The 25,349-nt window shown below is 42.6% G+C and carries 32 protein-coding genes and 4 pseudogenes; 22 read left to right on the top strand and 14 right to left on the bottom strand.

The features are described from left to right. Window positions 1–95: 95 nt before the first annotated feature. From ubiA to KX723_RS09855, 16 genes and pseudogenes are all read left to right on the top strand, one after another. Window positions 96–959 (top strand): 4-hydroxybenzoate octaprenyltransferase, encoded by an 864-nt coding sequence (gene ubiA / locus KX723_RS04830; RefSeq protein ID WP_218813306.1) that lies wholly within the window; start codon window positions 96–98, stop codon window positions 957–959. Then, on the top strand, window positions 956–1,444 hold the full coding sequence (gene coaD, locus KX723_RS04825; protein WP_218813305.1) for a pantetheine-phosphate adenylyltransferase: 489 nt from the start codon (window positions 956–958) through the stop codon (window positions 1,442–1,444). Before ubiA ends, coaD begins: the two co-directional genes overlap by 4 nt. Before the next feature lie 20 nt (window positions 1,445–1,464). Further along, window positions 1,465–1,737, top strand: a complete 273-nt coding sequence (locus KX723_RS04820) for a YfhL family 4Fe-4S dicluster ferredoxin (protein ID WP_218813304.1) — start codon at window positions 1,465–1,467, stop codon at window positions 1,735–1,737. A gap of 149 nt (window positions 1,738–1,886) precedes the next feature. Next, window positions 1,887–2,063, top strand: a complete 177-nt coding sequence (gene rpmF, locus KX723_RS04815; protein ID WP_218813303.1) for a 50S ribosomal protein L32 — start codon at window positions 1,887–1,889, stop codon at window positions 2,061–2,063. An 8-nt stretch (window positions 2,064–2,071) separates the two neighbouring features. Next, complete coding sequence (gene plsX / locus KX723_RS04810; RefSeq protein WP_218813302.1) at window positions 2,072–3,106, top strand: phosphate acyltransferase PlsX; 1,035 nt, start codon at window positions 2,072–2,074, stop codon at window positions 3,104–3,106. Next, entirely contained in the window at window positions 3,103–4,053 is a 951-nt protein-coding gene (locus KX723_RS04805; RefSeq protein WP_218813301.1) for a beta-ketoacyl-ACP synthase III, read from the top strand. Before plsX ends, KX723_RS04805 begins: the two co-directional genes overlap by 4 nt. Window positions 4,054–4,070: 17 nt before the next feature. Next, entirely contained in the window at window positions 4,071–5,000 is a 930-nt protein-coding gene (gene fabD, locus KX723_RS04800) for an ACP S-malonyltransferase (protein WP_218813300.1), read from the top strand. A 9-nt stretch (window positions 5,001–5,009) separates the two neighbouring features. Then, window positions 5,010–5,753: a 3-oxoacyl-ACP reductase FabG gene (fabG, locus tag KX723_RS04795; RefSeq protein ID WP_218813299.1), complete on the top strand. Its 744-nt coding sequence runs from the start codon at window positions 5,010–5,012 to the stop codon at window positions 5,751–5,753. 130 nt (window positions 5,754–5,883) lie between these two features. Then, window positions 5,884–6,126 carry an acyl carrier protein gene (gene acpP / locus KX723_RS04790; protein ID WP_218813298.1) on the top strand — a complete coding sequence of 81 codons (243 nt, stop codon included), beginning with the start codon at window positions 5,884–5,886 and terminating at the stop codon, window positions 6,124–6,126. A gap of 44 nt (window positions 6,127–6,170) precedes the next feature. Then, on the top strand, window positions 6,171–7,478 hold the full coding sequence (gene fabF / locus KX723_RS04785; RefSeq protein ID WP_218813297.1) for a beta-ketoacyl-ACP synthase II: 1,308 nt from the start codon (window positions 6,171–6,173) through the stop codon (window positions 7,476–7,478). Between the two features lie 5 nt (window positions 7,479–7,483). Beyond that, entirely contained in the window at window positions 7,484–8,590 is a 1,107-nt protein-coding gene (gene mltG / locus KX723_RS04780) for an endolytic transglycosylase MltG (RefSeq protein ID WP_218813296.1), read from the top strand. Between the two features lies 1 nt (window position 8,591). After that, the gene (gene tmk / locus KX723_RS04775) at window positions 8,592–9,227 is read left to right on the top strand and encodes a dTMP kinase (protein WP_246562424.1); all 636 of its coding nucleotides are present in this window, start codon (window positions 8,592–8,594) and stop codon (window positions 9,225–9,227) included. Further along, window positions 9,220–10,203, top strand: coding sequence for a DNA polymerase III subunit delta' (holB, locus tag KX723_RS04770; RefSeq protein ID WP_218813295.1), 984 nt, complete (start codon window positions 9,220–9,222; stop codon window positions 10,201–10,203). The genes tmk and holB overlap by 8 nt, the downstream gene beginning before the upstream one ends. Then, on the top strand, window positions 10,191–10,982 hold the full coding sequence (locus KX723_RS04765; RefSeq protein WP_218813294.1) for a TatD family hydrolase: 792 nt from the start codon (window positions 10,191–10,193) through the stop codon (window positions 10,980–10,982). Before holB ends, KX723_RS04765 begins: the two co-directional genes overlap by 13 nt. A gap of 2 nt (window positions 10,983–10,984) precedes the next feature. Beyond that, window positions 10,985–12,433, top strand: coding sequence for an adenosine deaminase family protein (locus KX723_RS04760; RefSeq protein ID WP_246562423.1), 1,449 nt, complete (start codon window positions 10,985–10,987; stop codon window positions 12,431–12,433). 299 nt (window positions 12,434–12,732) lie between these two features. Beyond that, window positions 12,733–12,942: pseudogene (locus KX723_RS09855) on the top strand (hypothetical protein); the annotation flags it as partial. A gap of 123 nt (window positions 12,943–13,065) precedes the next feature. Here KX723_RS09855 and KX723_RS09675 read toward each other — a convergent pair. Continuing rightward, entirely contained in the window at window positions 13,066–13,236 is a 171-nt protein-coding gene (locus KX723_RS09675) for a hypothetical protein (protein WP_218813323.1), read from the bottom strand. Between the two features lie 198 nt (window positions 13,237–13,434). On the opposite strand from KX723_RS09675, the gene KX723_RS04750 reads away from it, so the two are divergent. Beyond that, window positions 13,435–13,734 (top strand): hypothetical protein, encoded by a 300-nt coding sequence (locus tag KX723_RS04750; protein WP_218813292.1) that lies wholly within the window; start codon window positions 13,435–13,437, stop codon window positions 13,732–13,734. Between the two features lie 11 nt (window positions 13,735–13,745). Here KX723_RS04750 and KX723_RS04745 read toward each other — a convergent pair whose 3' ends face one another. Further along, window positions 13,746–13,916 carry a hypothetical protein gene (locus tag KX723_RS04745; RefSeq protein WP_218813291.1) on the bottom strand — a complete coding sequence of 57 codons (171 nt, stop codon included), beginning with the start codon at window positions 13,914–13,916 and terminating at the stop codon, window positions 13,746–13,748. On the opposite strand from KX723_RS04745, the gene KX723_RS04740 reads away from it, so the two are divergent. Further along, complete coding sequence (locus KX723_RS04740) at window positions 13,889–14,779, top strand: MATE family efflux transporter (protein ID WP_218814903.1); 891 nt, start codon at window positions 13,889–13,891, stop codon at window positions 14,777–14,779. The genes KX723_RS04745 and KX723_RS04740 overlap by 28 nt on opposite strands. Window positions 14,780–14,836: 57 nt before the next feature. Here the strand turns inward: KX723_RS04740 and KX723_RS04735 are convergent. Next, window positions 14,837–15,433 (bottom strand): annotated as a pseudogene (locus tag KX723_RS04735) (integrase core domain-containing protein); the annotation flags it as partial. A gap of 3 nt (window positions 15,434–15,436) precedes the next feature. On the opposite strand from KX723_RS04735, the gene KX723_RS04730 reads away from it, so the two are divergent. After that, window positions 15,437–15,607, top strand: coding sequence for a hypothetical protein (locus KX723_RS04730; protein ID WP_218813323.1), 171 nt, complete (start codon window positions 15,437–15,439; stop codon window positions 15,605–15,607). Window positions 15,608–15,677: 70 nt separating this feature from the next. Here KX723_RS04730 and KX723_RS09850 read toward each other — a convergent pair. Both KX723_RS09850 and KX723_RS09845 read right to left on the bottom strand, forming a co-directional pair. Beyond that, window positions 15,678–15,902 (bottom strand): annotated as a pseudogene (locus tag KX723_RS09850) (IS481 family transposase); the annotation flags it as partial. Further along, window positions 15,841–16,026 (bottom strand): helix-turn-helix domain-containing protein, encoded by a 186-nt coding sequence (locus KX723_RS09845; protein ID WP_425516594.1) that lies wholly within the window; start codon window positions 16,024–16,026, stop codon window positions 15,841–15,843. The pseudogene KX723_RS09850 and the gene KX723_RS09845, both read right to left, overlap by 62 nt. 164 nt (window positions 16,027–16,190) lie before the next feature. Between KX723_RS09845 and KX723_RS04720 the strand changes: the two are divergent. After that, window positions 16,191–17,336: pseudogene (locus KX723_RS04720) on the top strand (MFS transporter); the annotation flags it as partial. A 29-nt stretch (window positions 17,337–17,365) separates the two neighbouring features. Here KX723_RS04720 and folE read toward each other — a convergent pair. From folE to KX723_RS04695, 6 genes are read right to left on the bottom strand one after another with little or no spacing between them, the layout of a single operon-like run. Then, the gene (gene folE / locus KX723_RS04715) at window positions 17,366–17,917 is read right to left on the bottom strand and encodes a GTP cyclohydrolase I FolE (protein WP_218814901.1); all 552 of its coding nucleotides are present in this window, start codon (window positions 17,915–17,917) and stop codon (window positions 17,366–17,368) included. 4 nt (window positions 17,918–17,921) lie between these two features. Continuing rightward, the gene (locus KX723_RS04710; RefSeq protein ID WP_281421184.1) at window positions 17,922–18,368 is read right to left on the bottom strand and encodes a MetQ/NlpA family ABC transporter substrate-binding protein; all 447 of its coding nucleotides are present in this window, start codon (window positions 18,366–18,368) and stop codon (window positions 17,922–17,924) included. Then, a complete protein-coding gene (locus KX723_RS09745) occupies window positions 18,331–18,735 on the bottom strand; it encodes a MetQ/NlpA family ABC transporter substrate-binding protein (protein WP_281421183.1) in 405 nt (134 codons plus the stop codon). The genes KX723_RS04710 and KX723_RS09745 overlap by 38 nt, the downstream gene beginning before the upstream one ends. A 23-nt stretch (window positions 18,736–18,758) precedes the next feature. Beyond that, window positions 18,759–19,409, bottom strand: coding sequence for a methionine ABC transporter permease (locus tag KX723_RS04705; protein WP_218814900.1), 651 nt, complete (start codon window positions 19,407–19,409; stop codon window positions 18,759–18,761). Continuing rightward, on the bottom strand, window positions 19,387–19,713 hold the full coding sequence (locus KX723_RS04700; protein WP_218814899.1) for an NIL domain-containing protein: 327 nt from the start codon (window positions 19,711–19,713) through the stop codon (window positions 19,387–19,389). Before KX723_RS04700 ends, KX723_RS04705 begins: the two co-directional genes overlap by 23 nt. Further along, window positions 19,698–19,949 (bottom strand): ATP-binding cassette domain-containing protein, encoded by a 252-nt coding sequence (locus KX723_RS04695; protein ID WP_246562562.1) that lies wholly within the window; start codon window positions 19,947–19,949, stop codon window positions 19,698–19,700. Before KX723_RS04695 ends, KX723_RS04700 begins: the two co-directional genes overlap by 16 nt. 243 nt (window positions 19,950–20,192) lie before the next feature. Between KX723_RS04695 and KX723_RS04690 the strand changes: the two genes are divergently transcribed. Next, the gene (locus KX723_RS04690) at window positions 20,193–20,594 is read left to right on the top strand and encodes a hypothetical protein (protein WP_218814898.1); all 402 of its coding nucleotides are present in this window, start codon (window positions 20,193–20,195) and stop codon (window positions 20,592–20,594) included. Between the two features lie 69 nt (window positions 20,595–20,663). Further along, window positions 20,664–22,262: a hypothetical protein gene (locus KX723_RS04685; protein WP_218814897.1), complete on the top strand. Its 1,599-nt coding sequence runs from the start codon at window positions 20,664–20,666 to the stop codon at window positions 22,260–22,262. A 156-nt stretch (window positions 22,263–22,418) separates the two neighbouring features. Here the strand turns inward: KX723_RS04685 and KX723_RS04680 are convergent, their stop codons facing one another. The 3 genes from KX723_RS04680 to KX723_RS04670 are packed head-to-tail and all read right to left on the bottom strand — an operon-like array spanning window position 22,419 to window position 25,171. After that, on the bottom strand, window positions 22,419–24,110 hold the full coding sequence (locus KX723_RS04680) for an IPT/TIG domain-containing protein (RefSeq protein ID WP_218814896.1): 1,692 nt from the start codon (window positions 24,108–24,110) through the stop codon (window positions 22,419–22,421). Next, window positions 24,031–24,726 (bottom strand): IPT/TIG domain-containing protein, encoded by a 696-nt coding sequence (locus KX723_RS04675; RefSeq protein ID WP_281421186.1) that lies wholly within the window; start codon window positions 24,724–24,726, stop codon window positions 24,031–24,033. Before KX723_RS04675 ends, KX723_RS04680 begins: the two co-directional genes overlap by 80 nt. A 13-nt stretch (window positions 24,727–24,739) precedes the next feature. After that, entirely contained in the window at window positions 24,740–25,171 is a 432-nt protein-coding gene (locus KX723_RS04670; protein ID WP_218814894.1) for an IPT/TIG domain-containing protein, read from the bottom strand. Window positions 25,172–25,349: the final 178 nt, after the last annotated feature.

The raw sequence follows: 25,349 nt of genomic DNA, 5'->3' as shown, positions 1-25,349 counted from the left end.
GGTTGCTCATTTTCGCGGCGCCTTGCCGAAAACCCCATTGCTGTGAGTATATCAATGCAATCGATTTTCTTCTTGCTTATTATACGATACCTTTCATGAAGCAGCTAACCCGTTTACGACCCTACGCACATTTACTACGACTACATCAGCCCATCGGTGGTTTTTTACTGCTAGGGCCTACGTTATGGGCCTTATGTTTAGCAGGCGAAGGGCATCCTTCTTTAAAGCTGATTTTTTTATTTACGCTAGGGACTTTTTTGACACGTGGGTTAGGTTGTGTGGCTAGCGATATTGCCGATAGAAACTTCGATGGCTTGGTGGCACGGACTAAAAAGAGACCGCTAGTGACTGGCGAAGTAGGGCTTAAAGGAGCACTCGGCTTATTAGCAGGCACCTGTTTTTTGGCACTTTGTGTGGTACTGCAACTGAATGCACTCACCATCAAGCTTTCTATTATCGGCCTTGGGTTGGCATTGATTTATCCTTATGCAAAACGTTTTACGTATTGGCCACAAATGGTATTAGGTTTGGCTTTTTCATGGGGAGTCCCTATGGCATTTGCCGCGCAAATGAATCAAGTTCCACCTATGGCGTGGTTGCTCTTTATGACGGCCGTTTTATGGCCATTAGCCTATGATACGATGTATGCCATGGTGGACAGGGAAGATGATAGACATATAGGCGTTAAATCAACGGCACTGTTATTGGGCCGGCATGATCGTCTATTTATTGCAGCCATACAGACTAGTTTTATGGCCTTGTTGATTTTATTAGGGTTTTTACTCAAACTGCAGGCGAGTTATTATTTGTTTTTAAGCCTAGCGGCGAGTTTGTTTGTTTATCAACATTACTTGATCAAGGATAGAAACCCTGAACGTTGTTTTAGAGCCTTCCTTAATAATAGTTGGGTAGGCGCCTTACTGCTGTTAGGATTTGTTTTAGGAACGCACCCCCTATGAATAAGACCGTTATTTATCCCGGTACCTTTGATCCCCTCACTAACGGGCACTTTGATCTGGCGCAACGCGCATCGCGTTTATTTGAGCGGGTGATTGTTGCGGTGGCTAAAAACCCGAGTAAGACCCCTTTATTTGATCTGAATAAACGCATCGAATTAGCACAGGAGGCCTTGAAAGGCTTGGCCAATGTTGAAGTCACTGGTTTTGAAGGCTTATTGATTGACTGTGCACGACAACACCATGCACATGTTATTCTACGAGGGTTACGCGCTGTTTCGGATTTTGAATATGAGTTTCAATTAGCTAGCATGAACCGTAATATGATGCCCGAGCTAGAAACCTTGTTTTTAACGCCGGCGGAGCAACACTCCTTTATCTCAGCGAACCTGGTCCGAGAAATTTCCAAACTAGGGGGCGATGTGACACAGTTTGTACCCGCTATCGTTGCACAAGCCTTAAAAGAACGCACCAAAGTTAAACTATAATATGAAAAAAAAGCGAGACTATGTCATTACTCATTACTGATGACTGCATTAATTGTGACGTCTGTGAGCCTGAATGTCCGAACGAGGCTATTTCACAAGGTGAGCTCATCTATGAAATCAATCCTAACCAATGCACCGAATGCGTTGGTCATTTTGATGCGCCACAATGCGTCCAAGTCTGCCCGGTGGCTTGTATCCTCGTCGATACCAAAACCCCCGAGTCCCCCGAACAGCTGTTAAAAAAATATAACGAATTAACAACGCTAAAAGCCCCATCGACGGGTGACGCGTAGGAGGGTCCCCTGTGTTGCGGTTTAGCAACAACAGGGTGCCGAAGCGGCAGGACCCATCGCCTCCGTAATTTAAACGAAATCAAGGTTGTTTTTTTACAGCGTAAACCTCATAATACGCCCCTTTCAACGTTGTTTACTGAGGGCCTTCTATGGCAGTCCAAAAATCACGCAAATCCCGCTCTAAAAGAGGCATGCGACGTGCGCATGACGCTTTAACATCACCTTCCTTGGCGATTGATGCTAAAAGCGGCGAGACACATTTACGTCACCACATCACTAAAGATGGCTATTATCGTGGAAAAAAGGTCGTAGCAGCTAAGGAATAACCCCTTTAATGACCCTCTACACAATCGCAATTGATGCCATGGGAGGCGATCATGGGCCTTCTGTGACCGTGCCTGCGGCACTCATGTCCCTTGAAGATGATGCCAACCTAAGCATCATCCTTGTCGGCGATCCGGCTGTTTTAAACCGGCAACTTCGCCTTAGTAAAGTAGCTATTCCTGAGCGTCTAAAAATACATCCTGCTTCGCAAACCGTCGCCATGGACGAGCCACCGGCTTTAGCGTTGCGCGGTAAAAAAGACTCATCGATGCGCGTCGCGATTGATTTGGTTAAGGATGGCCAGGCGCAGGCCTGTGTCAGTGCCGGAAATACCGGTGCGCTCATGGCAACGGCCCGTTTTGTACTAAAAACCTTACCCGGGATTGATAGACCCGCTATCTCTGCCATGCTCCCCACCATGAAAGAAAACACCAAAGTGCGTGTCCTTGATCTAGGGGCAAATGTCGATTCACAACCCGAATCGCTCTTTCAATTTGCGGTGATGGGCTCAGTATTAAGCTCAGAAGTGGACAATATTGATCGTCCGCGCGTGGCGTTACTGAATATTGGTTCCGAGGAAATAAAAGGTAACGAACAGGTAAAAAAAGCCGCTGAAATATTAAAAGCGAGTAGCCTTAATTATATTGGCTACGTGGAAGGCGACGCGATTTACCAAGACGTAGCTGACGTCATCGTCTGTGATGGTTTTGTAGGAAACGTTGCGTTAAAAGTAACAGAAGGTGTCGCTAAACTGGTTGGTCATTACACGAAATTAGCGTTTAATCGCAATTGGTTTTCAAAGCTTTCTGGCTTAGCGGCGTTACATGTCTTAAAAGGATTACGTAAACGAATGGATCCCGCACATTACAATGGTGCTAGCTTAGTCGGCTTGAAAAGTACTGTGGTTAAAAGTCATGGTAGTGCAAATGACTTAGCCTTTAAAAATGCAATTAATGAAGCCGTCTTAGAAGTGAAAAAGAATATTCCCGAACGTATTCAAGAACAGGTTATTGGACTATTAAAAGAATCTGATAGTAGCCTATGAAATATTCTAGAATTGCTGGTACAGGCGCGTATTTGCCTAAAAATAGCGTAAGCAATGCTGACCTCATTAAACGGGGTATTGATACCACCGATGAATGGATAGTCTCACGCACAGGAATCCGCGCACGTCATTTAGCCGATGCTTCGGATACCACCTCAACCATGGCAGCAGCCGCTGCAAAAAAAGCTTTAGAGGCCGCGGGTTGTGCGGCAAAGGATATACAATTAATTATTGTTGCGACCAGTACCCCTGATAAATATTTCCCCAGTACGGCTTGTTTAGTACAATCTGCTTTAGCCGTTGATGGTTGTCCTGCATTTGATGTCGTTGCGGCATGTGCTGGTTTTAATTATGCTTTAAGTGTTGCGGATCAGTTCATTCGTAACGGTCAAATCAATTCAGCTTTGGTGATTGGCAGCGAGACCATGTCGAGCATCATTAACTGGGAAGATCGCTCAACATGTATCTTATTTGGTGATGGCGCGGGTGCCGTTGTTTTGCAAGCCAGCGATACGCCCGGTATTATTTCTACGCATCTTCATGCTGCAGGTTCCTATAAAGATCTACTTTTTTTAGGTACCGGATTACGTGAAGAAAAAGCCCACTTGGTTATGCAAGGAAACAAGGTATTTAAAATTGCCGTCAGTAAATTAAGTGAAATTTTAGATGAAACCTTGCAAGCAAACAATATTCAAGCATCAACGATTGATTGGCTAATACCCCATCAAGCTAATTTACGTATTATCACGGCGATGGCTGATAAACTTAAGCTGTCTATGGATAAAGTCGTTATTACGGTGGATCAACATGGAAATACTTCGGCAGCGTCTGTACCCTTAGCGTTAGATACCGCTATACGTGATGGTCGAATACAGCGTGGACAGTTATTACTGATGGAAAGCTTTGGAGCAGGGTTAGCGTGGGGCTCTGCCTTAGTCAGATATTAATTTGAATAAAGAGAACTATGCCTAAAAAAATTGCTTTTATTTTCCCTGGTCAAGGCTCACAAGCCGTTGGCATGTTATCTGAACTTGCTGCGCATTATCCCTTGATCGAAGAAACCTTTGTTGAGGCTTCGCAATCATTAGCGTTTGATCTTTGGCAACTCAGTCAACAAGGTCCGGCCGAACAACTGAACCAAACTCAAAACACACAGCCTGCTTTGTTGGCTGCCAGCGTTGCACTTTGGCGACTTTGGCAAAAAGAGGGCGGCAAACTTCCGCTATTAATGGCCGGCCATAGCCTGGGTGAATATTCTGCCTTGGTGTGTTCAGGCGCACTCGAATTTTCTGCCGCGATACGATTGGTGGCTGAACGAGGACGATTAATGCAAGAAGCCGTTCCTAGCGGCGTGGGCGCCATGGCGGCAATCGTTGGTTTAGAAGATAGCGCACTGCAAGAACTGTGTACCTCGTTAGCGCAAGGCCAAGTATTATCGCCGGCAAATTACAATTCCATTGGGCAAACCGTTGTGGCAGGAAACAGCGAAGCGGTTGATAGATTAGTGGAAAAAGCGAAACAAGCAGGCGCTAAATTAGCCAAACGTATCCCAGTCAGTGTTCCTTCGCATTGTGCGTTAATGAAACCCGCGGCAGAACGTCTCGCTGACTACTTAAATACCGTTTCTTTTTTACCGCCGCGATTTCCTATCATTAATAATGTGGATGTCAAAATAGAGGAAACGCCCGAAGCGATTAAAGATGCGTTAGTAAGACAGTTATCTAGCCCCGTACGTTGGGTGGAAATTATACAATACTTAGAAAAACGAGGTATTGAACAACTTATAGAATGTGGATCAGGTAAAGTATTGGCCGGTTTAAATAAACGTATTACGGATATCCCTACCTTATCAATACAAAACCCTGAAACATTTAAAAGTGCTTTAGTCGCGTAAGGATCTTTTATGTTATTACTAGAAAATAAGGTTGCATTAGTTACCGGCGCTAGCCGGGGTATTGGTGCCGCCATTGCCTTAGAATTTGCAAAACAAGGTGCCAAAGTAGCAGGGACGGCAACAACTGCAGAAGGCGCAGAAAATATTTCTAAGCAATTCAAAGAATTAGGTTTAAATGGCCAAGGTTTTGTATTAAACATTACCGATCCAAGCTCAATAGAAAATTTATTTAACGAGCTAAAAACGTTTGGGGCCGTTGAAATTGTGGTTAACAATGCGGGCATTACGCGTGATAATCTTTTATTACGCATGAAAGATGATGAGTGGAATGCGGTGATAGAAACAAATTTAAATGCGGTTTTTCATTTAACACAACAATGTTTGAAATCCATGCTCAAAGCGCGCTATGGCCGTATTATTACTATCTCATCGATCGTAGGTACCACGGGGAATCCCGGCCAAGCTAACTACGCCGCCGCTAAAGCAGGCATCATTGGTTTTACTAAAGCCTTAGCCCAAGAAGTCGCTACGCGAAACATCACCGCTAACGTGGTGTCACCCGGCTTCATAGAAACCGATATGACAGTCAAGCTCAATGAGGAGCAAAAAAAACTCTTATTGCAAAAAATTCCAGCGAATCGTTTAGGTAAACCAAATGATATTGCACAAGCCTGTGTCTTTTTAGCATCCCCTTGGGCAGATTATATTACCGGCCAAACACTGCATGTGAATGGCGGAATGGCTATGGTTTGAACGGCTTTTTAAAAAAAATTTTCCAAATAGATTCAATAGCGTCAGTTCAATTTAATGACGCTACTTGCGTTCCAGCAAGAATTGAATAAACTAAGCGACAGGTTTTTTACTAAATAGAGAGGAGATGCGAGTGAGTACAATTGAAGAACGTGTGAAAAAGGTCGTCATTGAACAACTAGACATCCCAGAAGCAGATGCCACCATGGAAGCTTCCTTTGTTGATGATTTAGGCGCCGATTCTTTAGATACCGTTGAGCTCGTGATGGCATTAGAAGAAGAATTTGATACTGAAATCCCCGATGAAGATGCCGAAAAAATCCGCACCATTCAACAAGCGGTTGATTATGTAAAAGCACATGAGAAATCGGCATAAGCGGATCCGTTTAAACTTAATATGACTGCGGGGGCAGACAAACGGTGAAAAAAAAACGACGTATAGTAATAACCGGCATTGGTATGGTGACCCCGTTGGGTCTTTCGACTAAAGAAACCTGGGAAGCTATTCTTGCTGGCAAAAGTGGAATAGCGCCTATTGATTTCTCAGCGCCGGATTCACTCTTTAAATCGTTTGAGCCGGATAAATTCCCCTGTCAGTTTTCTGCAAGCGTGAAAGGTTTTGAGGGATCAAACTATATCGATAAACGCGATTTAAAAAAAATGGACTTGTTTATCCAATATGGCTTAGCCGCTGCGGTTGAAGCCATTACGGATTCAAAACTCGAAATCACTGAAAAAAACGCAGATAGAATTGGTGTGGCGGTTGGATCGGGTATTGGTGGGTTACCTTTTATTGAGGAAAACCATAGCAAACTCGAAAAAGGCGGTCCCCGAAAAATATCACCTTTTTTTATACCCGGTGCAATCAGCAATATGGTGGCTGGCCAAATCTCTATTCGTTATGGCATGAAAGGGCCTAACATTGCGGTTGTCACCGCCTGCACCACAGGTACACATAATATCGGTTTGGGCGCACGTACCATCCTCTATGGTGATGCGGATGTCATGATAGTTGGCGGATCTGAAATGGCGACGACGCCTTTAGGTTTAGGTGGATTTTCGGCATGCCGTGCCTTATCGACACATAATCAAGATCCACAAGCGGCGAGTCGGCCTTGGGACAAAGCCAGAGATGGGTTTGTATTAGGTGATGGTGCCGGTATTTTAGTGTTAGAAGAATACGAACGGGCTAAACAACGTAATGCCCCCATTTATGCTGAATTAGTTGGGTTTGGTATGAGCTCCGATGCGTACCACATGACAAGTCCTGCACCGGATGGGCAAGGCGCTATGGCAGCTATGTTAAATACGCTACACGATGCCAATATCGATAAAACAAAAGTGGGTTATATCAATGCGCATGCGACTTCTACACCCTTAGGTGATGAACTAGAATTACGTGCTATCCGTCGTGTATTTGGTGAACATACAAAAAATTTAGCGATTAGCTCTACAAAATCCATGACTGGCCATTTGTTAGGTGCAGCGGGCGCGGTTGAAGCTATTTTTACTATTTTAGCGTTGCGCGATCAAAAAGCACCGCCTACGATTAACTTGGATAATCCAGGTAATCCGCCTAATGCAGAAAATCCCAATAGCAACGATGATGACTACAACGGTCTAAATTTTGTTCCGAATAAATACCAAGAATTAAAAATGGAATATGCCTTATCCAATTCATTTGGATTTGGTGGAACCAATGCCTCATTGCTTTTTGCACGCTTATAGTAGGCATGTCTAAAAAACTGACGCCAATCGCTCTCATTCTTCTGGTTGTATCGATTTTTTTAACGTATTTTGCAATACAATACCATCGGTTTTTGATAACACCCTTATCAAAAACCGAAGTCATTCATTATGTATTTAAACCCGGATCATCGATGCATCGTTTAGTCGATGATTTACAAGCACAAGGGTTTATTCAACATCCGCGTTTTTTTTATTTTTTAGCTTATTCAAAAGGCGCAACGAATAAACTAAAAACAGGTGAATATTTATTTGATCCCGGCACAACACCTTATCAGCTGGTGGATCAAATGATGTCAGGCCGTGTTATTTTACATCGGTTTACTATTGTAGAAGGTTGGACTTTTCAACAGTTTCTAACCGCCTTACAAGCATTGCCTTATGTAAAACATACCCTCAATAAAACTTCACCTGAACAAGTATTGGCAAACCTTGGCTTACCGCCTGAAAATCCAGAAGGTTTGTTTTTTCCTGCCACGTATTATTTTAGTTTAGGTGCAAAAGATACGGATTTATTAAAATGGTCTTACCAGCTTTTAGAAAAAAAGCTAAACCAAGAATGGCTTAAGCGATCCAGCGATTTACCGTATAAAACGTCTTATGAAGCGCTAATTGCCGCTTCATTAGTTGAAAAAGAAACCGCTATTCCTAAAGAACGGCCGATGATTTCAGGTGTGATTGCGCGTCGCCTACAAAAGGGAATTCCTTTACAAATTGACGCGAGTATTATTTACGGTTTAGGCGTGCACTATACGGGAAAAATAACGGTTGATGATTTGCGAAAAGATACACCTTATAATACCTATACTCGCAGAGGCTTACCGCCTACACCGATTGCAATACCGAGTTTAAGTTCCATTGAGGCCACGCTACATCCTGATAATAGTCAAAATCTTTATTTTGTTGCCAAAGGTGATGGTAGTCACCAATTTTCGAGTAACTTAGCTGAACACAACCGAGCGGTACAAATTTATCAATTAGATATGCGTTATCCGATTATTCGCAAAAAAACGAAAGGTTGCCAATCACTTTGGTATTTAAGCAAGCGAATGAAATCACTTTTTTGTCAGTTAAATGAGGTACATTCCCATTAATATGTCACGTGCGCGCTTTATTACCTTAGAAGGTATTGAAGGGGTTGGAAAATCAACACAGTTAAAATTTATCACTGACTATCTAAAACAAAAAAATATTCCTCTGACCGTAACACGCGAACCGGGTGGTACACCCTTGGCAGAAGCCATTAGAGAATTAGTGTTAACATTTGATCCCTCTAAAGAAACCATCACGCCTGACTCCGAATTATTACTTTTCTTTGCCGCACGTGCGCAGCACATTCACACCGTGATTGAACCGGCGCTAGCGCGGGGTGATTGGGTTATTTGTGATCGTTTTATCGAAACCAGTTATGCTTATCAAGGCGGCGGGCGGGGCATCGATTTAGCTTTTATTCAAGATTTACAAAAATGGGTACAAAAAGATTTAAAAATTGATTGCGTGCTCCTATTGGATGCGCCTGTTGAGCTGGCATTAAAACGAACGCATCGCCGAAAACACATTGATCGCATCGAATCTGAAACGGCTGATTTTTTTAATCGCGCCCGTGATACTTATCTTGCGCGTGCAAAACAAACGCAAAATAATTATCATGTCATCGACGCCAGTCTTCCACTCAAAGAAGTACAAAAACAAATTCAACTAATATTAGATAAGCTGTTACAACATGGATAATTTTTTACCCTGGCAACAGCAGCAATGGAGTGATCTCAATCAACTACATCGCACGAATCGCTTACCACATGCCTTACTTTTTACCGGACAATCGGGCTTAGGAAAATATGTACTGGCTATGCAGTTTGCAAAAAGCTTGTTATGTAAAGCGACAATAACCCCAGCAAGTGCCTGTCATACCTGCAATAATTGTTTATTAGTTGCTGCGCAAACCCATCCCGATCTAACGTGTGTTGTTCCAGAAAATGTGGGTAAGGCGATTAAAATTGAGCAAATACGCCATCTTATTCAGCATTCAAACCAAACCACGCAATCGACTTATAAGATAATTATCATTAATCCGGCTGAAAGCTTATTAGCCGCTGCCAGCAATGCCTTATTAAAAAATTTAGAAGAACCCACCGAGCGTACCTTATTTATTTTGATTAGTGATAAGCCAGGGTTACTGCTGCCCACTATCCGTAGTCGTTGTCAGTTTATTCGTTTTACGCCACCGCCACCATCATTAGGAAAAAGCTGGGTACGTAGTCAACTAGACTATAAAGTGGATGAAGCAGAGAACGCTATTGATATACTCTACCATTTAGCGAATGGCGGTCCTTTGAAAGCATTAGAATATGCTAAAACAGACGCGCATAAGTTATATGCCGACTTACTCCTTGCGCTGGCACAGCTACGCAGAAAAGAAATTGATCCTATAAAACTGACTGAAAACTACTTAAAAACAGACTTATCCATGTTGCTACACTGTCTGATGAAAATTGTCAGTGATCTTATTAAGTGTCATTTTATATCGGAAGATCAAACGATCCCGTTGCGTTCATTAGCGGCTGAACTCGATCCTACTTTCCTGCTCGATTTTTTTGATCAATTAATCGAGTTACAACAACATACAAAAATAGCTTTAAACCAATCATTGCTGTTAGAAGATTTATTTTGTCATTGGTTCTTACAAGGTGAAGTATGTACCCTATAGTTGATTCGCATTGTCATCTCGATCGACTGGATTTAAATTATTTTCAAAAAGATTTGAGTCAGCTATTAGCCTTTGCAAGAGAGCAGGGTGTTATTCATTTTCTCTGTGTTTGTATTGATTTAGAAAATTTTCCTAAGGTTCTGTCTATTGCTGAGCAATTTCCCGATGTGTCTGCCTCAGTCGGCATTCATCCCACAGAAGATATCGCCGAAGAACCATCACTGGAACAATTAATTGCGCTTGCTAAACACCCCAAAGTAGTCGCTATAGGTGAAACAGGCTTAGATTATTATCGTGATACAACTAAAAAAGCAGAACAACAAGCACGATTTCGACAACATATACAAACGGCGTTAGCCGTTAATAAACCGTTGATTGTGCATACACGTCATGCCCGAGAAGATACGATAGCTATCTTAAAAGAAGAGGGCGCTGATAAAGTGGGTGGCGTATTACACTGTTTTACCGAAGATTTAGCGATGGCGACCGCTGCGATTGAAATAGGATTTTATATTTCCTTTTCCGGCATCCTGACCTTTAAAAATGCTAAAGAATTACAAGCGATTGCCCAGCAACTTCCCCTAGAACGAATCCTGATTGAAACAGATTCACCTTATTTAGCACCGGCCCCTTTTCGCGGCAAATCCTGTCAACCGGCTTATGTACACTATGTTGCTGAAAAATTAGCTGAACTTCGTCAATTACCCTTAGCAGAAATTGCACAACAAACAACCACTAATTTTTTCAAATTATTCCACGACGCACAACCTAAGCCCTAATAATGATGCGGAAACTGATTTTTACTACGATTCTTTTTCTTAGTATCACAGCGAATGCACATAGCGTCTCAGAACAAGCCACCGAAAAATATTTTGCCACGATTAAAAACGATCCTAAACAACTGGATATTTTTTTAAAAACAATGCCCAAAGGGGGGGATTTACATAATCATCTCGGTGGCGCCAGCATGGCAGAAAATATGATTCGCTATGCTAAAAATGATCATCTGTGTATTAACAAGCAAACCTTGTCTACTCAGGAACAAGCGGCTTGTTGTCCCGCTTATCGCTTAGAAAACCTCCTTCACTATCCTCATTTATATAACGCAACGATTGATGCGTGGTCGATGCGAAATTTTCATAGCGATAAAGAATCGGGCCATGATCATTTCTTTGCAACATTTGAAAAATATGCGCCTATTTTAGTCAAGCATCGTCGCGAAATGATTAGCGAAGTCGTTAAAAAAGCATGCGCACAAAACTCGCTTTATTTAGAACTTATGATAACGCCAGATAATAATGCATCCGGTCTGCTAGGCAAGCAAGTTGGTTGGAACCCTAATTTAAGGCTATTACGAAAAACACTTTTAAACCATGGTTTAGGCCCTATTGTCAGCAAAATGTCAGAACAACTTGATAACGATGAAAAAGTAAAGGCATGCCGTGATTTTAAACTACGTTATCTTTATCAAGTATTACGAGAACAGCCACCTGCACAAGTCTTTGCACAATTACTGGCAGGGTTTGAACTAGCGAGCAAAGACGCGCGTGTACTCGGAATTAATATTGTTCAGCCTGAAGATGGAAAAATTGCTATGCGAGATTATACGCGGCATATGCGTATGATCGCCTTCTTGCATGGTTTATATCCTAAAGTACACATCAGTTTGCATGCAGGCGAGTTAAACACCGATTTAGTTCCTGCCAGTGGGCTACGATTTCATATTCGTCAAGCCGTAGAAATAGCGCATGCAAACCGTATTGGTCATGGTATTGATATTCAACAAGAAACTAATTCAAGCTCATTACTCAAAGAAATGGCAAGAAAACACATTTTAGTAGAAATTAATTTAAGTAGTAACGAGGCTATATTGGGTATTAAAGGAAAAGCACATCCGATATTATTATATAGGCACTATAAAGTACCGGTGGCATTATCTACCGATGATCAGGGTATACTTCGAACTAATCTAACTGAACAATATAAAAAAGCCATTTTAAGCTACAATTTTTCTTATTTAACGCTAAAAAATTTGGCACGCAATAGCATTGCTTATAGTTTTTTACTGGGTAAATCATTATGGGAAGATGATCAATATCATCAACGAGTACCTGCTTGCCGAAATAGTTTTTCTCACCGGTGTCAATACTTCCTAGAGGCTAACGAAAAAGCACAATTACAATGGGTACTAGAAAATCAATTTTTAAAATTTGAAAAACAATTCAAGTGATGAATCGGTATATTGCAAGACTTTTGTAATTTTAGATTATCTTTATCTTTCTTCTCTATCACCCGCAGATTAGCCTAATCAGAATTTTTCTTTTCTTAAAGAAAGTCCCTTCCTGAAATCTGTCATTGTGACGATGGCTATATTTAGTAGCTTTTAAACGCATTAGATTTATTTTACTCTTTAGCAAATTTAATACAATTTATGCTTAGGGACGTTGCTGACATGCAATGAATTACTGCACTTTCTATCTCTAATAGAATTATCTCATTATTTTTTTAACTTTTAGAAAAGGATATCTTATGAATACCGAACACATTACCTATAGTGCAAAACCTGATTTGAATGAAGAGTTCTACTGGGAACGCGTAAACAGAAATTTGGGTTGGCTAGGCGCTACTAAAACAGAGCAGCGTGAACGGCAAGAAAAATTACGCGATGTGGTTATTGGCGTGGCTGGCTGTGGTGGTATTGGTGGTGCCACTGCCGATCGCTTAGTCAGAATGGGCGTAAGGAATCTAAAACTTGCTGATCCGGATACATTTGAAATTTCTAACATCACAAGTGAGTCGCTATGCTCCCGAAGAATTTCGGCCATGGTGTCCCCGAAATTCGTTCGCATGACGCGACTGAAATTAGGCCGCGATACGTCCTGCGTCCGGCACGCACTCACTCCTTCGGAGTTCATGCCCGTGCCTCCCACAAATGACTTTACGGCGTGATGCGTTTCCTGCTTCGCCCGTCAACGCACGCCTATCGCGGGCTCTTCGACTTCGCATTGCTTTCACAATGCTTTCCTGTCTCATCGATGGAAAGATAGCATTGCCGTCAAAACCATTGCTTATGGCCTAAATGGTTTTTTCTTTTCAGCCTATATTGTTGGAAACGGCAAATTTATTGCGGCTCTTGGAAATACTGAGGCGGGCGCTGGCTCTTTAGTATCACCTTACCAATCTGTTATTTTAGGAAGCTCCGTTGGCTTTTGTTTGAGTACGGGCCTTGAAATGAGTGCCTTAGTTGGAGAAGAAAATTATCGCGCCGCCGGTAACACAGCAAAAGCCGCTTGGCGATTAAATGCGGTACTGGGTGGAATAGGTTCACTTGCCATGGTTTCAACGCGCTGGATTTTTCCATTGATGTTTGAATTAGAGACCGCTAAAGCGGCGGGTGACTTTTTTGCAGGGTGCGCCGTTGGTAATATCCCCATGTTAATGATCGTTACCGATGTACAAATTGGTTTTCAAGTGAGTCGCTATGCTCCCGAAGAATTTCGGCCATCGTGTCCCCGAAATTCGTTCGCATGACGCGACTGAAATTAGGCCGCGATACGTCCTGCGTCCGGCACGCACTCACTCCTTCGGAGTTCATGCCCGTGCCTCCCACAAATGACTTTACGGCGTGATGCGTTTCCTGCTCCGCCCGTCAACGCACGCCTATCGCGGGCTCTTCGACTTCGCATTGCTTTCACAATGCTTTCCTGTCTCATCGAATGAAGGCCACTGGTTTATTCCACCCGGCGTTGCTGCTGTACTGTTTGGATCCACAACAGCCTTGAGTTATTTACTGGCGTTTAAAGCAGATCTGGGTGCGCTAGGAATAGGCTTGGGTGGTTCACTGGCGCAAATTGGAGTTTGCACCGGCTTAAAATTGTGGTTTCTACAAGATAGTTATCAAAAATATCAACTTTACCAAAAATTAGATGCGCCTCTGAAAGAAATCCTAATCAAATTATTGAGTTCGGGTTGGAAATTGTCCTTACAACGATTATCCGAGTGGGGAAATTTGATGCTGATAGCAACCGTCATTGGTATGCACAGTAACAAAGATTTGAAAGCATCCAATCCATCTATTCAATATATTGGTTTAATTGCCGCTTCTTTGCAAGGTATCGCGCAAGCAACGGGTATGCTCCTGGTACGAAACAAACGTAAACAAGATAAAGCACTTGAACGAAAAGATACTACCGAAGCGATGCAGTGGAATCATAGAAATAAAATGACTATTATTCAAAGTAATGCCATTGCGTTGTTGATCAATGGCAGCATTGCTAGCACATTTTATTTTTGTAGAGAACCATTAGCGAATTTTTTTCTAGATGATGCTGAGGATCATGAAACGCATATACTCGCTGAAACATTATTGTGGGTCAATATGTTAGGGTTATTGCCTGATTCTATTCGTATTATTTCAGCAGGTGCTTTGCGAGGCTGGGGAGATATTCTTTGGCCAACAATGATAAGTTTATTAACGATGATTATGGTAGGAGTGCCGCTTGGATATGGCGCGGGTGAGTTTTTTTCAGGTGATGCGGCAGAAAATAACGAAGCGACGTGGATGTTTTATATGTAGTAGCTCAGACTTGATCGTACAGTTGCCGGTTTATAAGAAGTGACTGTCAGTTCAAGTTTAGTGAATAAACTTTTCCTTCCAGATTTGTTTCCCATCAACGAGAGTTTCTATAGGTGTTCTTCCACAACACATTTTGCCTTGACGAGTTCGTTTATTATTATAGAAATTAATCCATTCGTCTAGATCGTGTTGTAACATTTCTATACTTGAATACAATTTTTTTCGAAAAGTAATTTGATAAAACTCCTGCAAAATAGTTTTATGAAAACGTTCACAAATTCCATTCGTCTGAGGTGAACGTACTTTTGTCTTTGTGTGATCAATGTCATTAAGCGCTAAATAAAGCTGATAATCATGATGTTCGGCTTTACCACAATACTCTGTGCCTCTGTCAGTTAAAATCCGCAATACGGGCAAGCTGTGCTCCTCAAAAAACGGTAATACCCGGTCATTGAGCATATCGGCTGCCGTAATCGGTGTTTTCGTCGTATACAGCTTAGCAAAAGCAATTTTACTATAGGTGTCGACAAATGTTTGCTGGTACACACGACCAACTCCCTTTAATGTCCCTACGTAAAAACTATCCTGCGATCCAAGGTAGCCAGGATGGACTGTCTCAATTTCACCACACACTTCATCATCGTGTTTTTTCCTTCGATGAGACAGGAAAGCATTGTGAAAGCAATGCGAAGTCGAAGAGCCCGCGATAGGCGTGCGTTGACGGGCGAAGCAGGAAACGCATCACGCCGTAAAGTCATTTGTGGGAGGCACGGGCATGAACTCCGAAGGAGTGAGTGCGTGCCGGACGCAGGACGTATCGCGGCCTAATTTCAGTCGCGTCATGCGAACGAATTTCGGGGACACGATGGCCGAAATTCTTCGGGAGCATAGCGACTCACTTGTCAAGTGCGACAATCTGTGCTTCTGTTAGTAAGATGCCTTCTTCAGCCACCTTGGTTTCTAGCGCCTTCAGACGTTCTTTAAAATTCTCTAATGAATGACGAACCCAGATACTCCGTACACCACTGCCGGATACAAAGATACCTTCCTTGCGTAACTCATTACTTGCCCTGTGTTGACCGTGGGCTGGATAGGCGACGGCATAGTTCACGACGGCTCTTTTCAAATAAGGCTTCCATTCCACCTTTTTCAACCGCTGATTTATAGCTGTAAAAGGTATCTCGAGATAGCCCCATGACCTGGCAAGCTTTCGATACGTTTCCTAATTCCTCCGCTAAATTAAGCAATCCGACTTTATGTTTAATAATTTTATCAGTAGTATGTAACGTGAGAGTTTCCTCTGTTTTTAAATTTTGATTCGAAGTTTTGCACCTCTATCAAAACCGGAAACTCTCGCTTTTTCAAGCTCTGTGTACGATTACATCTGAACTAATACAGCTTAGGCGCAAAAAATATTTTCATTGTGGGTTTGTCGTTGTTTGTATTGACATCTATTGGCTGTGCCACCGCACGGCATCCTGGGTTATTAGTTTTTTACCGTTTATTTCAAGGTTTTTCTGCAGCGTTAGTGGTACCAACATCACTTGCATTAATTAAATCTTCTTATCAATCAAAACAAGAACAGTCAAAAGCGGTCGGTATATGGGGAGGAATAGGGGGTATTGCTGCTGTTTCTGGGCCACTTTTAGGTGGAATACTCACCGCATGGTTTGGTTGGCAAGCCGTGTTTATTATTAATGTGCCGATTGGGTTACTTGGTATTTTTCTAACCATGAAATACGTTGCTAATCCGCCACCTAATATTTGTAAAAGTGGTTTTGATTTGCCCGCGCAACTTAGCATTATCATAAGTATTGCTGCACTAGCATTTAGTTTAATTGAAGCCGGAAGATACGGCTGGCTTTCACTACCCGTTATCAGCAGTTTTTGCCTCTTCGTCATTACATCTGCGCTTTTTATTGCAATTGAAAAACGTACTGCATTACCGATGCTTCCTTTAAATCTTTTTCAATCAAAAACTTTTTCGGCCTCACTCATTGTTGGCCTGATGTTGAATATCGGATTTTATGGCGAATTATTTGTACTACCTTTATATTTTCAGCGGGTAGCAGGGTATTCCGTATTAATGACCGGTTTAGCAATATTGCCGCAGCCTGGGCTGGCAGCGATTGCTTCTTATCTGGGCGGCAAAATGGCAAGCCTATCGGGTCCAAAATTACCGATGATGATTGGATTGGTGATTGGCAGCATCGGTTTTTTTAGTTTATTCATCTTATTAGCTGTCATTCCGCCTCATGTTTCATATTGGTATTTTATTTTACCCTTAGCCGCGATGGGATTTGGCTCCGCCTTTACGATGCCTGCTGCAACCATTGCAGCCATGCACTCTGTCTCTAATGCACAAGCTGGAATTTCTTCAGGTGCATTTAATGCAAGTCGTCAAATTGGTAGTTTATTGGGCGTTGCTATTTTCGGTACACTCTTAAAGATGATTACACCCTTTACATTGGGCATGTGCGTGACGCTTGCTATCGGCGGCTTAGTTTATTTATCTGCTTTTATTATCACGTTACTTCGAGTGCAAACAACGAATTAAATAAAACAGAAAGTTTAAAAAAAACAATTCTAGTGACGAAGACTATTTAGTAAACTCAAAAATTCTGCACGTGTTTTCATATCATCACGAAAAACGCCTAACATAACCGATGTTTTAAGCGAAGCGTTTTGTTTTTCTATGCCGCGCATCATCATACAGAGATGCTTTGCTTCAATAACAATAGCAACACCTTTTGCATCAAGTAGGTTCATCAACGAATCGGCTATTTGGCAGGTTAAATTCTCTTGTATTTGTAGACGTCGCGCATAAAAATCTACCAGTCGTGGAATTTTTGAAAGGCCAATAATTTTACCATTCGGTATATAAGCAATATGACAGTGACCAATGAAAGGTAACAGGTGATGTTCACATAAAGAATATAATTCTATATCTTTAACCAGAATCATTTCAGTTATGGTAGAACTGAAAAAAGCGCCGTTGATCAATGTTTCAAGTGATTGTTGTGTGCCACTGGTTAAATAACGCAGTGACTTGGCAACCCGTTCGGGCGTTTTTTTTAAACCTTCACGCTCGGGATCTTCCCCTAATAATTTTAGAATCGCTTTGACATGTGTTTGCATATTTTTACTTTTTTATCCAGGCTGGGATCGCTTCGTTATGGAATAATTTTTGTGCAGCAGCTACCACTTCAGGAGATTGCAAGGCTTTTACCAGCGCTTGTAATTTTGGATCGTCCTTATCCTTTTCTTTAACCACTAACAAGTTAGCGTACTCGGAATCTTTATTTTCCGAAAACAACGCATCTTGTTGAGGATAAAGATTTGCCAGTGCCGCATAATTGCTATTAATAACTGCCGCATCCACATCCGGCAATGAACGGGTTAATTGTGCTGCATCTAGCTCTTTAATCTGCAAATGTTTAGGATTAGCCATAATATCCCGTGGTGTAGCAAGGCTTTTTGCATTCGGATTTAACTTCAGCAAACTAGCCTGCCGAAGTAATAATAAGGCACGTGCTTCATTACTCGGGTCGTTAGGAATGGCTATAATCGCATTTTGTTGGATTTTCACTAAAGTCTGTATTTTTTTTAGAATAAATACCCATCGGATAAATAAAAATCTTAGCCAACGCGACTAAGTGGTAATGCTTATTTTTAATCTCTTCATCTAAAAAAATTCGATGTTGAAACATATTGGCATCTAAACTACCCTCATTTAACGCTCTATTGGGCAGTGAGTAATCTGAAAATTCAATGATTTTCAGCGGCAAATCGGCTTGCTTTAATAAGACTGATTTAGCGACTTGCATTAATTGCGTTTCAGGACCACTGATAGTGCCTACACGAATTTGCTTCGCATCACTTTCTGAATGACATCCACTCAGACTGCTGACAAAACAGCTGAATAAAAAACATAGGCTTAAAATTTTTTTTAGCATGATTAGATAAATCTCTTTCTACCTTAATGGGAAAACCGTTTGACCCATCGATCGCCAACATATTGTATACCTTGTACAAAAGCTATCAAAATCACAATCGTGGCTAGCATAACGCTCATATCAAATCGTTGATAGCCATACCGTATCGCGAGATCCCCTAAGCCACCACCACCTACCGCACCAGCCATCGCTGAATAAGCCACTAAGTTAATTAAGGTAATCGTTAGGCTATTAATAATGCCAGGCCTCGCTTCGGCCAGCAAAATAGCCCTTATCAACTGATAAGGGGAGGCGCCCATCGCTTGACCGGCTTCTATTAGCCCTGGAGATAGCTCATTAAGGCTATTTTCAACCATACGTGCAAAAAACGGAATAGCCGCTAAGCTTAAGGGGACAATCGCCGCGTTGGTTCCAATAGACGTTCCCACCAACAATCGTGTCAATGGAATGATAGCCAACATTAAAATAATAAACGGAATAGAACGGGTGATATTAATGAGCATTGCTAAACATCGGTGAAGCAGCGGATGCGGTAATAACTTATTTGGACGCGTGACAAAAAGTAAAACGCCTAAAGGTAAACCAAAGATAAAGGCGAGGGCACCCGAAAGCAAAACCATCATCACGGTTTCACTGGTTGCATGCATTAATTCAAACAATAGATCCATCGACATAACCCATCACCTCAACCTGAAGACCTTTAGCGATTAAATAATCGATACCTTGTTGTAACGGTGTTTGATCGCCCATCACTTCTGCCACCATAATACCCAAAGTAACCTCTTTTAGAAGCTCAATATTGGCCTGTAAAATATTAAGATGTATACCTAGTTTACGCATTAAGTGCGCAATTAAAGGCTCAGCCGCTGCTCGACCATGAAACAAAATACGTAATACCGCGTGGCTATTTTCTTTTTTAGTAGGGTTAAGGCGCATTTGTAATAAAGGCGGGAGTTCCTGTTTTAACGAATGGTACACAAATTTTTCGCTAAAGCGCTTGAGGGGTGAGTAAAAAAAGTAACAATATCGGCCACTTCTACCAAATGACCTCGATCCAGCAAGGCGACACGATCACACAGTGTTTTAATGACCTCAACTTCATGCGTAATAAGAAAAATAGTCAATCCAAGACGCTGATTAATCTCTTTTAACAGCTGAAGAATATTTTTAGTCGTTTCAGGATCCAGTGCTGAAGTGGCCTCGTCACAGAGCAATATCTTAGGTTGATATGCCAGTGCGCGGGCTATGGCGACACGTTGTTTTTGACCACCGCTGAGCTCAGCCGGATAACCAAGTGAGTTGTGACTTGAATTAGAAAAATTATCTATTTGATAATTAATTTATGCTTTAAATACTTTAAATCATTTGTTAGAATGTTTCGCAGAAAGGCCTCAACCAGAAGTTTCACAAGCATCATTCCGTTTAAGGGTTTAGTTTAAACTAACACAGGAGTAAAAATGACCACAGGTAAACTTCTAGCATCCATCATTTTTAATTTAACCATTGCTACTTTGCTTGCTTTATCAGTATTTGTACCCGGATGTGCTTTTCTTTTTCCTGCTGTAGCGGGAGCAATTATTGGTTTACATTTAACAATCCCTACCTTAGCTATCATTTATCTTGCAATTTCAGCCGCTTTTATTTTAAAAGACACGATGAACGTTATTTTTAATCTTACTTGTGCCAATACCCAGTATCAATCAACAAATTCAGATATTAGCCCTAATGATACGTATTTTAATAATATGAATTATAGATTTTCTAGAACCAACGATCGTCCGTTTGTTAGCCCATCAGGCCCCTTCTTTAAGAGTAGCGATAGAAGTAACTCAGTTAATAGTCATGCCACTAACAATTAGTTATAAATAAAACAAGAATCCTTACGCCTAAGGGTTTAATTTAAATTATAAGGATAAATCTAGATAATCATGCTTAACTATAAAACTTTAACGACTCAATTAAATCTACACTTAGCTAAATTACATATTAATGTTACCAACATAGAACTTTTTGAACATGCATTTCTGCACCTTATAGGCTATCAATTTGTTCCAGAAAAATGTAGGGCTTATTATAAAGAGGGTGATAATAATTATTTATGTATGTTATTGAAAGAACCTTATAAGGTAGATGTAAATGATTTTATAACCCATTTAAAACGCTGTGTCACAGGGAAATTTTCAAGTATTAGCATTCAAGAAATTCTTATGGGGCACAATTCAAGAAATTTTTGTGCCAATATAAAAATTCCTTATCCGTTAATAGAAGAGTACCTGCCAAAAATAGTTGAAACTATCGATCTGATGCTATTAGATCCAATAAAGCTAGATTTTTATAGGTATAACCATGAATATATAAAAAAACATGGTTATTCTTTAGCCATAATCAATATTAAATATTTATTGAGTTTACAATTAAAAAATTATCCTTATGCTGATTTACCCGAAATATGGAGTGCAATGGCTAAAAAAAACGCTGGGCTAGATAAAAATACGGAATTAAGGTTTTTACAAAAAGAAATAGCGTCAGATATCGATAATTTCCCAAAAGTCACGATAACACTTCAATCGAAGGAGGGCGGAGTAAAGAAAATTGATCTTACTCGTCAATATATCGTTGCTACATTAGCCAATCCATATAGTTTAGATAGATTTTTAACTTATGATATATCACAACAAGAATTTCTTATTCCTGCTATTAAAAGTAAAAGCTCTAAAATATCGCTTTCTTTTAATGAAGCAGGTAATTATGAAGTAGACTTAGGTTGTAGCGGCTATAAAGCGCTAAATAGCTTAGAAAAATTTGGAATAGAAGCGTCTTCATATGCTATTTTTCATTCCGCAGAAAAAAATATTCGATATTGTTTTTATGATAAAGAAAATTATCTGCGATCTGTACTCGCATTTAAAGAAATAAAAGGGGATCGATGTTTTAATGAAAGGTTACATCAATTAACCTACTATATTCGTAATAACAGGTGGGAAAAATTAAGCACTGCATTAGACTTTTTTCTTAACTTTAAAGAAGAAACAGCTATATCTACTGACTACACGGGATTAGGATTCTGTTTATTTGATCTCGCTAGGAATAGTTTACATGGTGAAGCAAGAGAAAAAACGCTTTCAATTCTATTCAAAGCCTTTGAAAGGTTAATAAATAAAAATAAAGTACAAGCCATCTATAAAACAACGATGCATATGGTTTTATTTGAAATATGCTTAATAAAAATGAATGAACTATCAAAATCAGACAACAAAGCTGAAAAATTAGAATTACAAAAAAAATTATTTATTCATTCACAACAAGCAGGATTAGAGGAAAGCAATTTTTATCTAGCAGAACTAACGGGTTTAAAGTTTGGAAATACTTTAAAAAGTGATGTTATTCAAGATCCATTAGCTGTCATTTTAGAGCTAGCGGCTCTCCATAAAGAAAATAGTGAAAAAAATGAAAAATTAGCGCAGACACAAGCAGGCAGCGCTACAAATCAAGTTTTTTATTCTGGCGTCATGTTTGGCCGGAAATAGCATTGATGACTGAATATAAGGTAATTTAAGCCCAGCACTTCCGATAATTTTTCTTACCGGATTCTATAGATTACATAAAATGGGCACAATCAATCCTGCTATTCACCTTACCCGTAACAGCGGCCACCGTGGTAGGGGGGGATGGGGGATAAACTGCTAATAATAGTCGATCGCTGCAACATATGAATAGCGGGTCATACTACCATTTCGTACCACCACATAGAAAAAGTATCTTCCAGGTTTAAGTTTAGGCATGGGCACAATCAATTCCGTACGCTCTGTATTCACCTTACCCGTAACAGTAGTAAGCAACTTAGAAGACTCGAAAATTTCCACGGTATCACTAAAGTGCAGTCCGGTAACCTTCATCTCCCCCCCGTTCGCATTAAACGCCTTAGGGTTATAATCATAGATAATCGGGTCATCTACGCCTTTCTCTGGATAAGTATAGTTAGTCACAGGGGGGGTGATTACACTGGGCCCTCCCGGGGTGACTACCACAACACTGTACCTCCCTGGACTCATGGGCGGTGAGATAACCGTTATTTGCGTACCCGCACCATTTACGCGCACATCGTTGCCTTGAACACCGCCAAACGTCACTCTGCTTGCCCCACTAAAACTGGTACCCGTAATCGTTACCAACGTACCCCCTTTGGTGTCACCGTAGTAGGGCGATAGACTGCTAATAGCGGGTGCATCCACATAGGTGTAACCGCCTTTCTTAGTCACATTCCCACCAGGCGTCGTCACCATCACATCCACAGGCCCCGCTGTGCCCGCCGCAGGCGTATCGACTGTCATTTGCGTACCATCGGTACTTACCTGCACATTCTTTCCTGCCTTGCCGCCAAAGAGCACGGTCGTTTGGCCTGCAACAAAACCTGTACCGCTTATCGTGACAGGAACGCTACCGTTTAGAGGGCCTGTAGCAGGCGTGATACCCGTCACCGTCGGCACGCCCACATAGGTGTAACCGCCTTTCTTAGTCACATTCCCACCAGGCGTCGTCACCATCACATCCACAGGCCCCGCTGTGCCCGCCGCAGGCGTATCGACTGTCATTTGCGTACCATCGGTACTTACCTGCACATTCTTTCCTGCCTTGCCGCCAAAGAGCACGGTCGTTTGGCCTGCAACAAAACCTGTACCGCTTATCGTGACAGGAACGCTACCGTTTAGAGGGCCTGTAGCAGGCGTGATACCCGTCACCGTCGGCACGCCCACATAGGTGTAACCGCCTTTCTTAGTCACATTCCCACCAGGCGTCGTCACCATCACATCCACAGGCCCCGCTGTGCCCGCCGCAGGCGTATCGACTGTCATTTGCGTACCATCGGTACTTACCTGCACATTCTTTCCTGCCTTGCCGCCAAAGAGCACGGTCGTTTGGCCTGCAACAAAACCTGTACCGCTTATCGTGACAGGAACGCTACCGTTTAGAGGGCCTGTAGCAGGCGTGATACCCGTCACCGTCGGCACGCCCACATAGGTGTAACCGCCTTTCTTAGTCACATTCCCACCAGGCGTCGTCACCATCACATCCACAGGCCCCGCTGTGCCCGCCGCAGGCGTATCGACTGTCATTTGCGTACCATCGGTACTTACCTGCACATTCTTTCCTGCCTTGCCGCCAAAGAGCACGGTCGTTTGGCCTGCAACAAAACCTGTACCGCTTATCGTGACAGGAACGCTACCGTTTAGAGGGCCTGTAGCAGGCGTGATACCCGTCACCGTCGGCACGCCCACATAGGTGTAACCGCCTTTCTTAGTCACATTCCCACCAGGCGTCGTCACCATCACATCCACAGGCCCCGCTGTGCCCGCCGCAGGCGTATCGACTGTCATTTGCGTACCATCGGTACTTACCCTGCACATTCTTTCCTGCCTTGCCGCCAAAGAGCACGGTCGTTTGGCCTGCAACAAAACCTGTACCGCTTATCGTGACAGGAACGCTACCGTTTAGAGGGCCTGTAGCAGGCGTGATACCCGTCACCGTCGGCACGCCCACATAGGTGTAACCGCCTTTCTTAGTCACATTCCCACCAGGCGTCGTCACCATCACATCCACAGGCCCCGCTGTGCCCGCCGCAGGCGTATCGACTGTCATTTGCGTACCATCGGTACTTACCTGCACATTCTTTCCTGCCTTGCCGCCAAAGAGCACGGTCGTTTGGCCTGCAACAAAACCTGTACCGCTTATCGTGACAGGAACGCTACCGTTTAGAGGGCCTGTAGCAGGCGTGATACCCGTCACCGTCGGCACGCCCACATAGGTGTAACCGCCTTTCTTAGTCACATTCCCACCAGGCGTCGTCACCATCACATCCACAGGCCCCGCTGTGCCCGCCGCAGGCGTATCGACTGTCATTTGCGTACCATCGGTACTTACCTGCACATTCTTTCCTGCCTTGCCGCCAAAGAGCACGGTCGTTTGGCCTGCAACAAAACCTGTACCGCTTATCGTGACAGGAACGCTAACCGTTTAGAGGGCCTGTAGCAGGCGTGATACCCGTCACCGTCGGCACGCCCACATAGGTGTAACCGCCTTTCTTAGTCACATTCCCACCAGGCGTCGTCACCATCACATCCACAGGCCCCGCTGTGCCCGCCGCAGGCGTATCGACTGTCATTTGCGTACCATCGGTACTTACCTGCACATTCTTTCCTGCCTTGCCGCCAAAGAGCACGGTCGTTTGGCCTGCAACAAAACCTGTACCGCTTATCGTGACAGGAACGCTACCGTTTAGAGGGCCTGTAGCAGGCGTGATACCCGTCACCGTCGGCACGCCCACATAGGTGTAACCGCCTTTCTTAGTCACATTCCCACCAGGCGTCGTCACCATCACATCCACCGGCCCCGCTGTGCCCGCCGCAGGCGATCTGACTGTCCCAATTTTGCGTACCATCGGTACTTAAGGGACCCTGCACATATCTTTCCTTTCCCTGCCTTGCCGCCAAAGAGCACGGTTCCGTTTGGCCTGCACAAAACCTTACCCTAGCCTGCTTATCGTGACAGGACCGCTGAAGCCGGTTTAGAGGGGCCCTGTAGCAGGCGTGATACCCGTCACACCAGTCGGCACGCCC

The organism is Rickettsiella endosymbiont of Dermanyssus gallinae (genome assembly GCF_019285595.1).
Classification (GTDB): domain Bacteria; phylum Pseudomonadota; class Gammaproteobacteria; order Diplorickettsiales; family Diplorickettsiaceae; genus Rickettsiella_B.
This window is presented reverse-complemented; position numbering and strand designations above follow the sequence as displayed.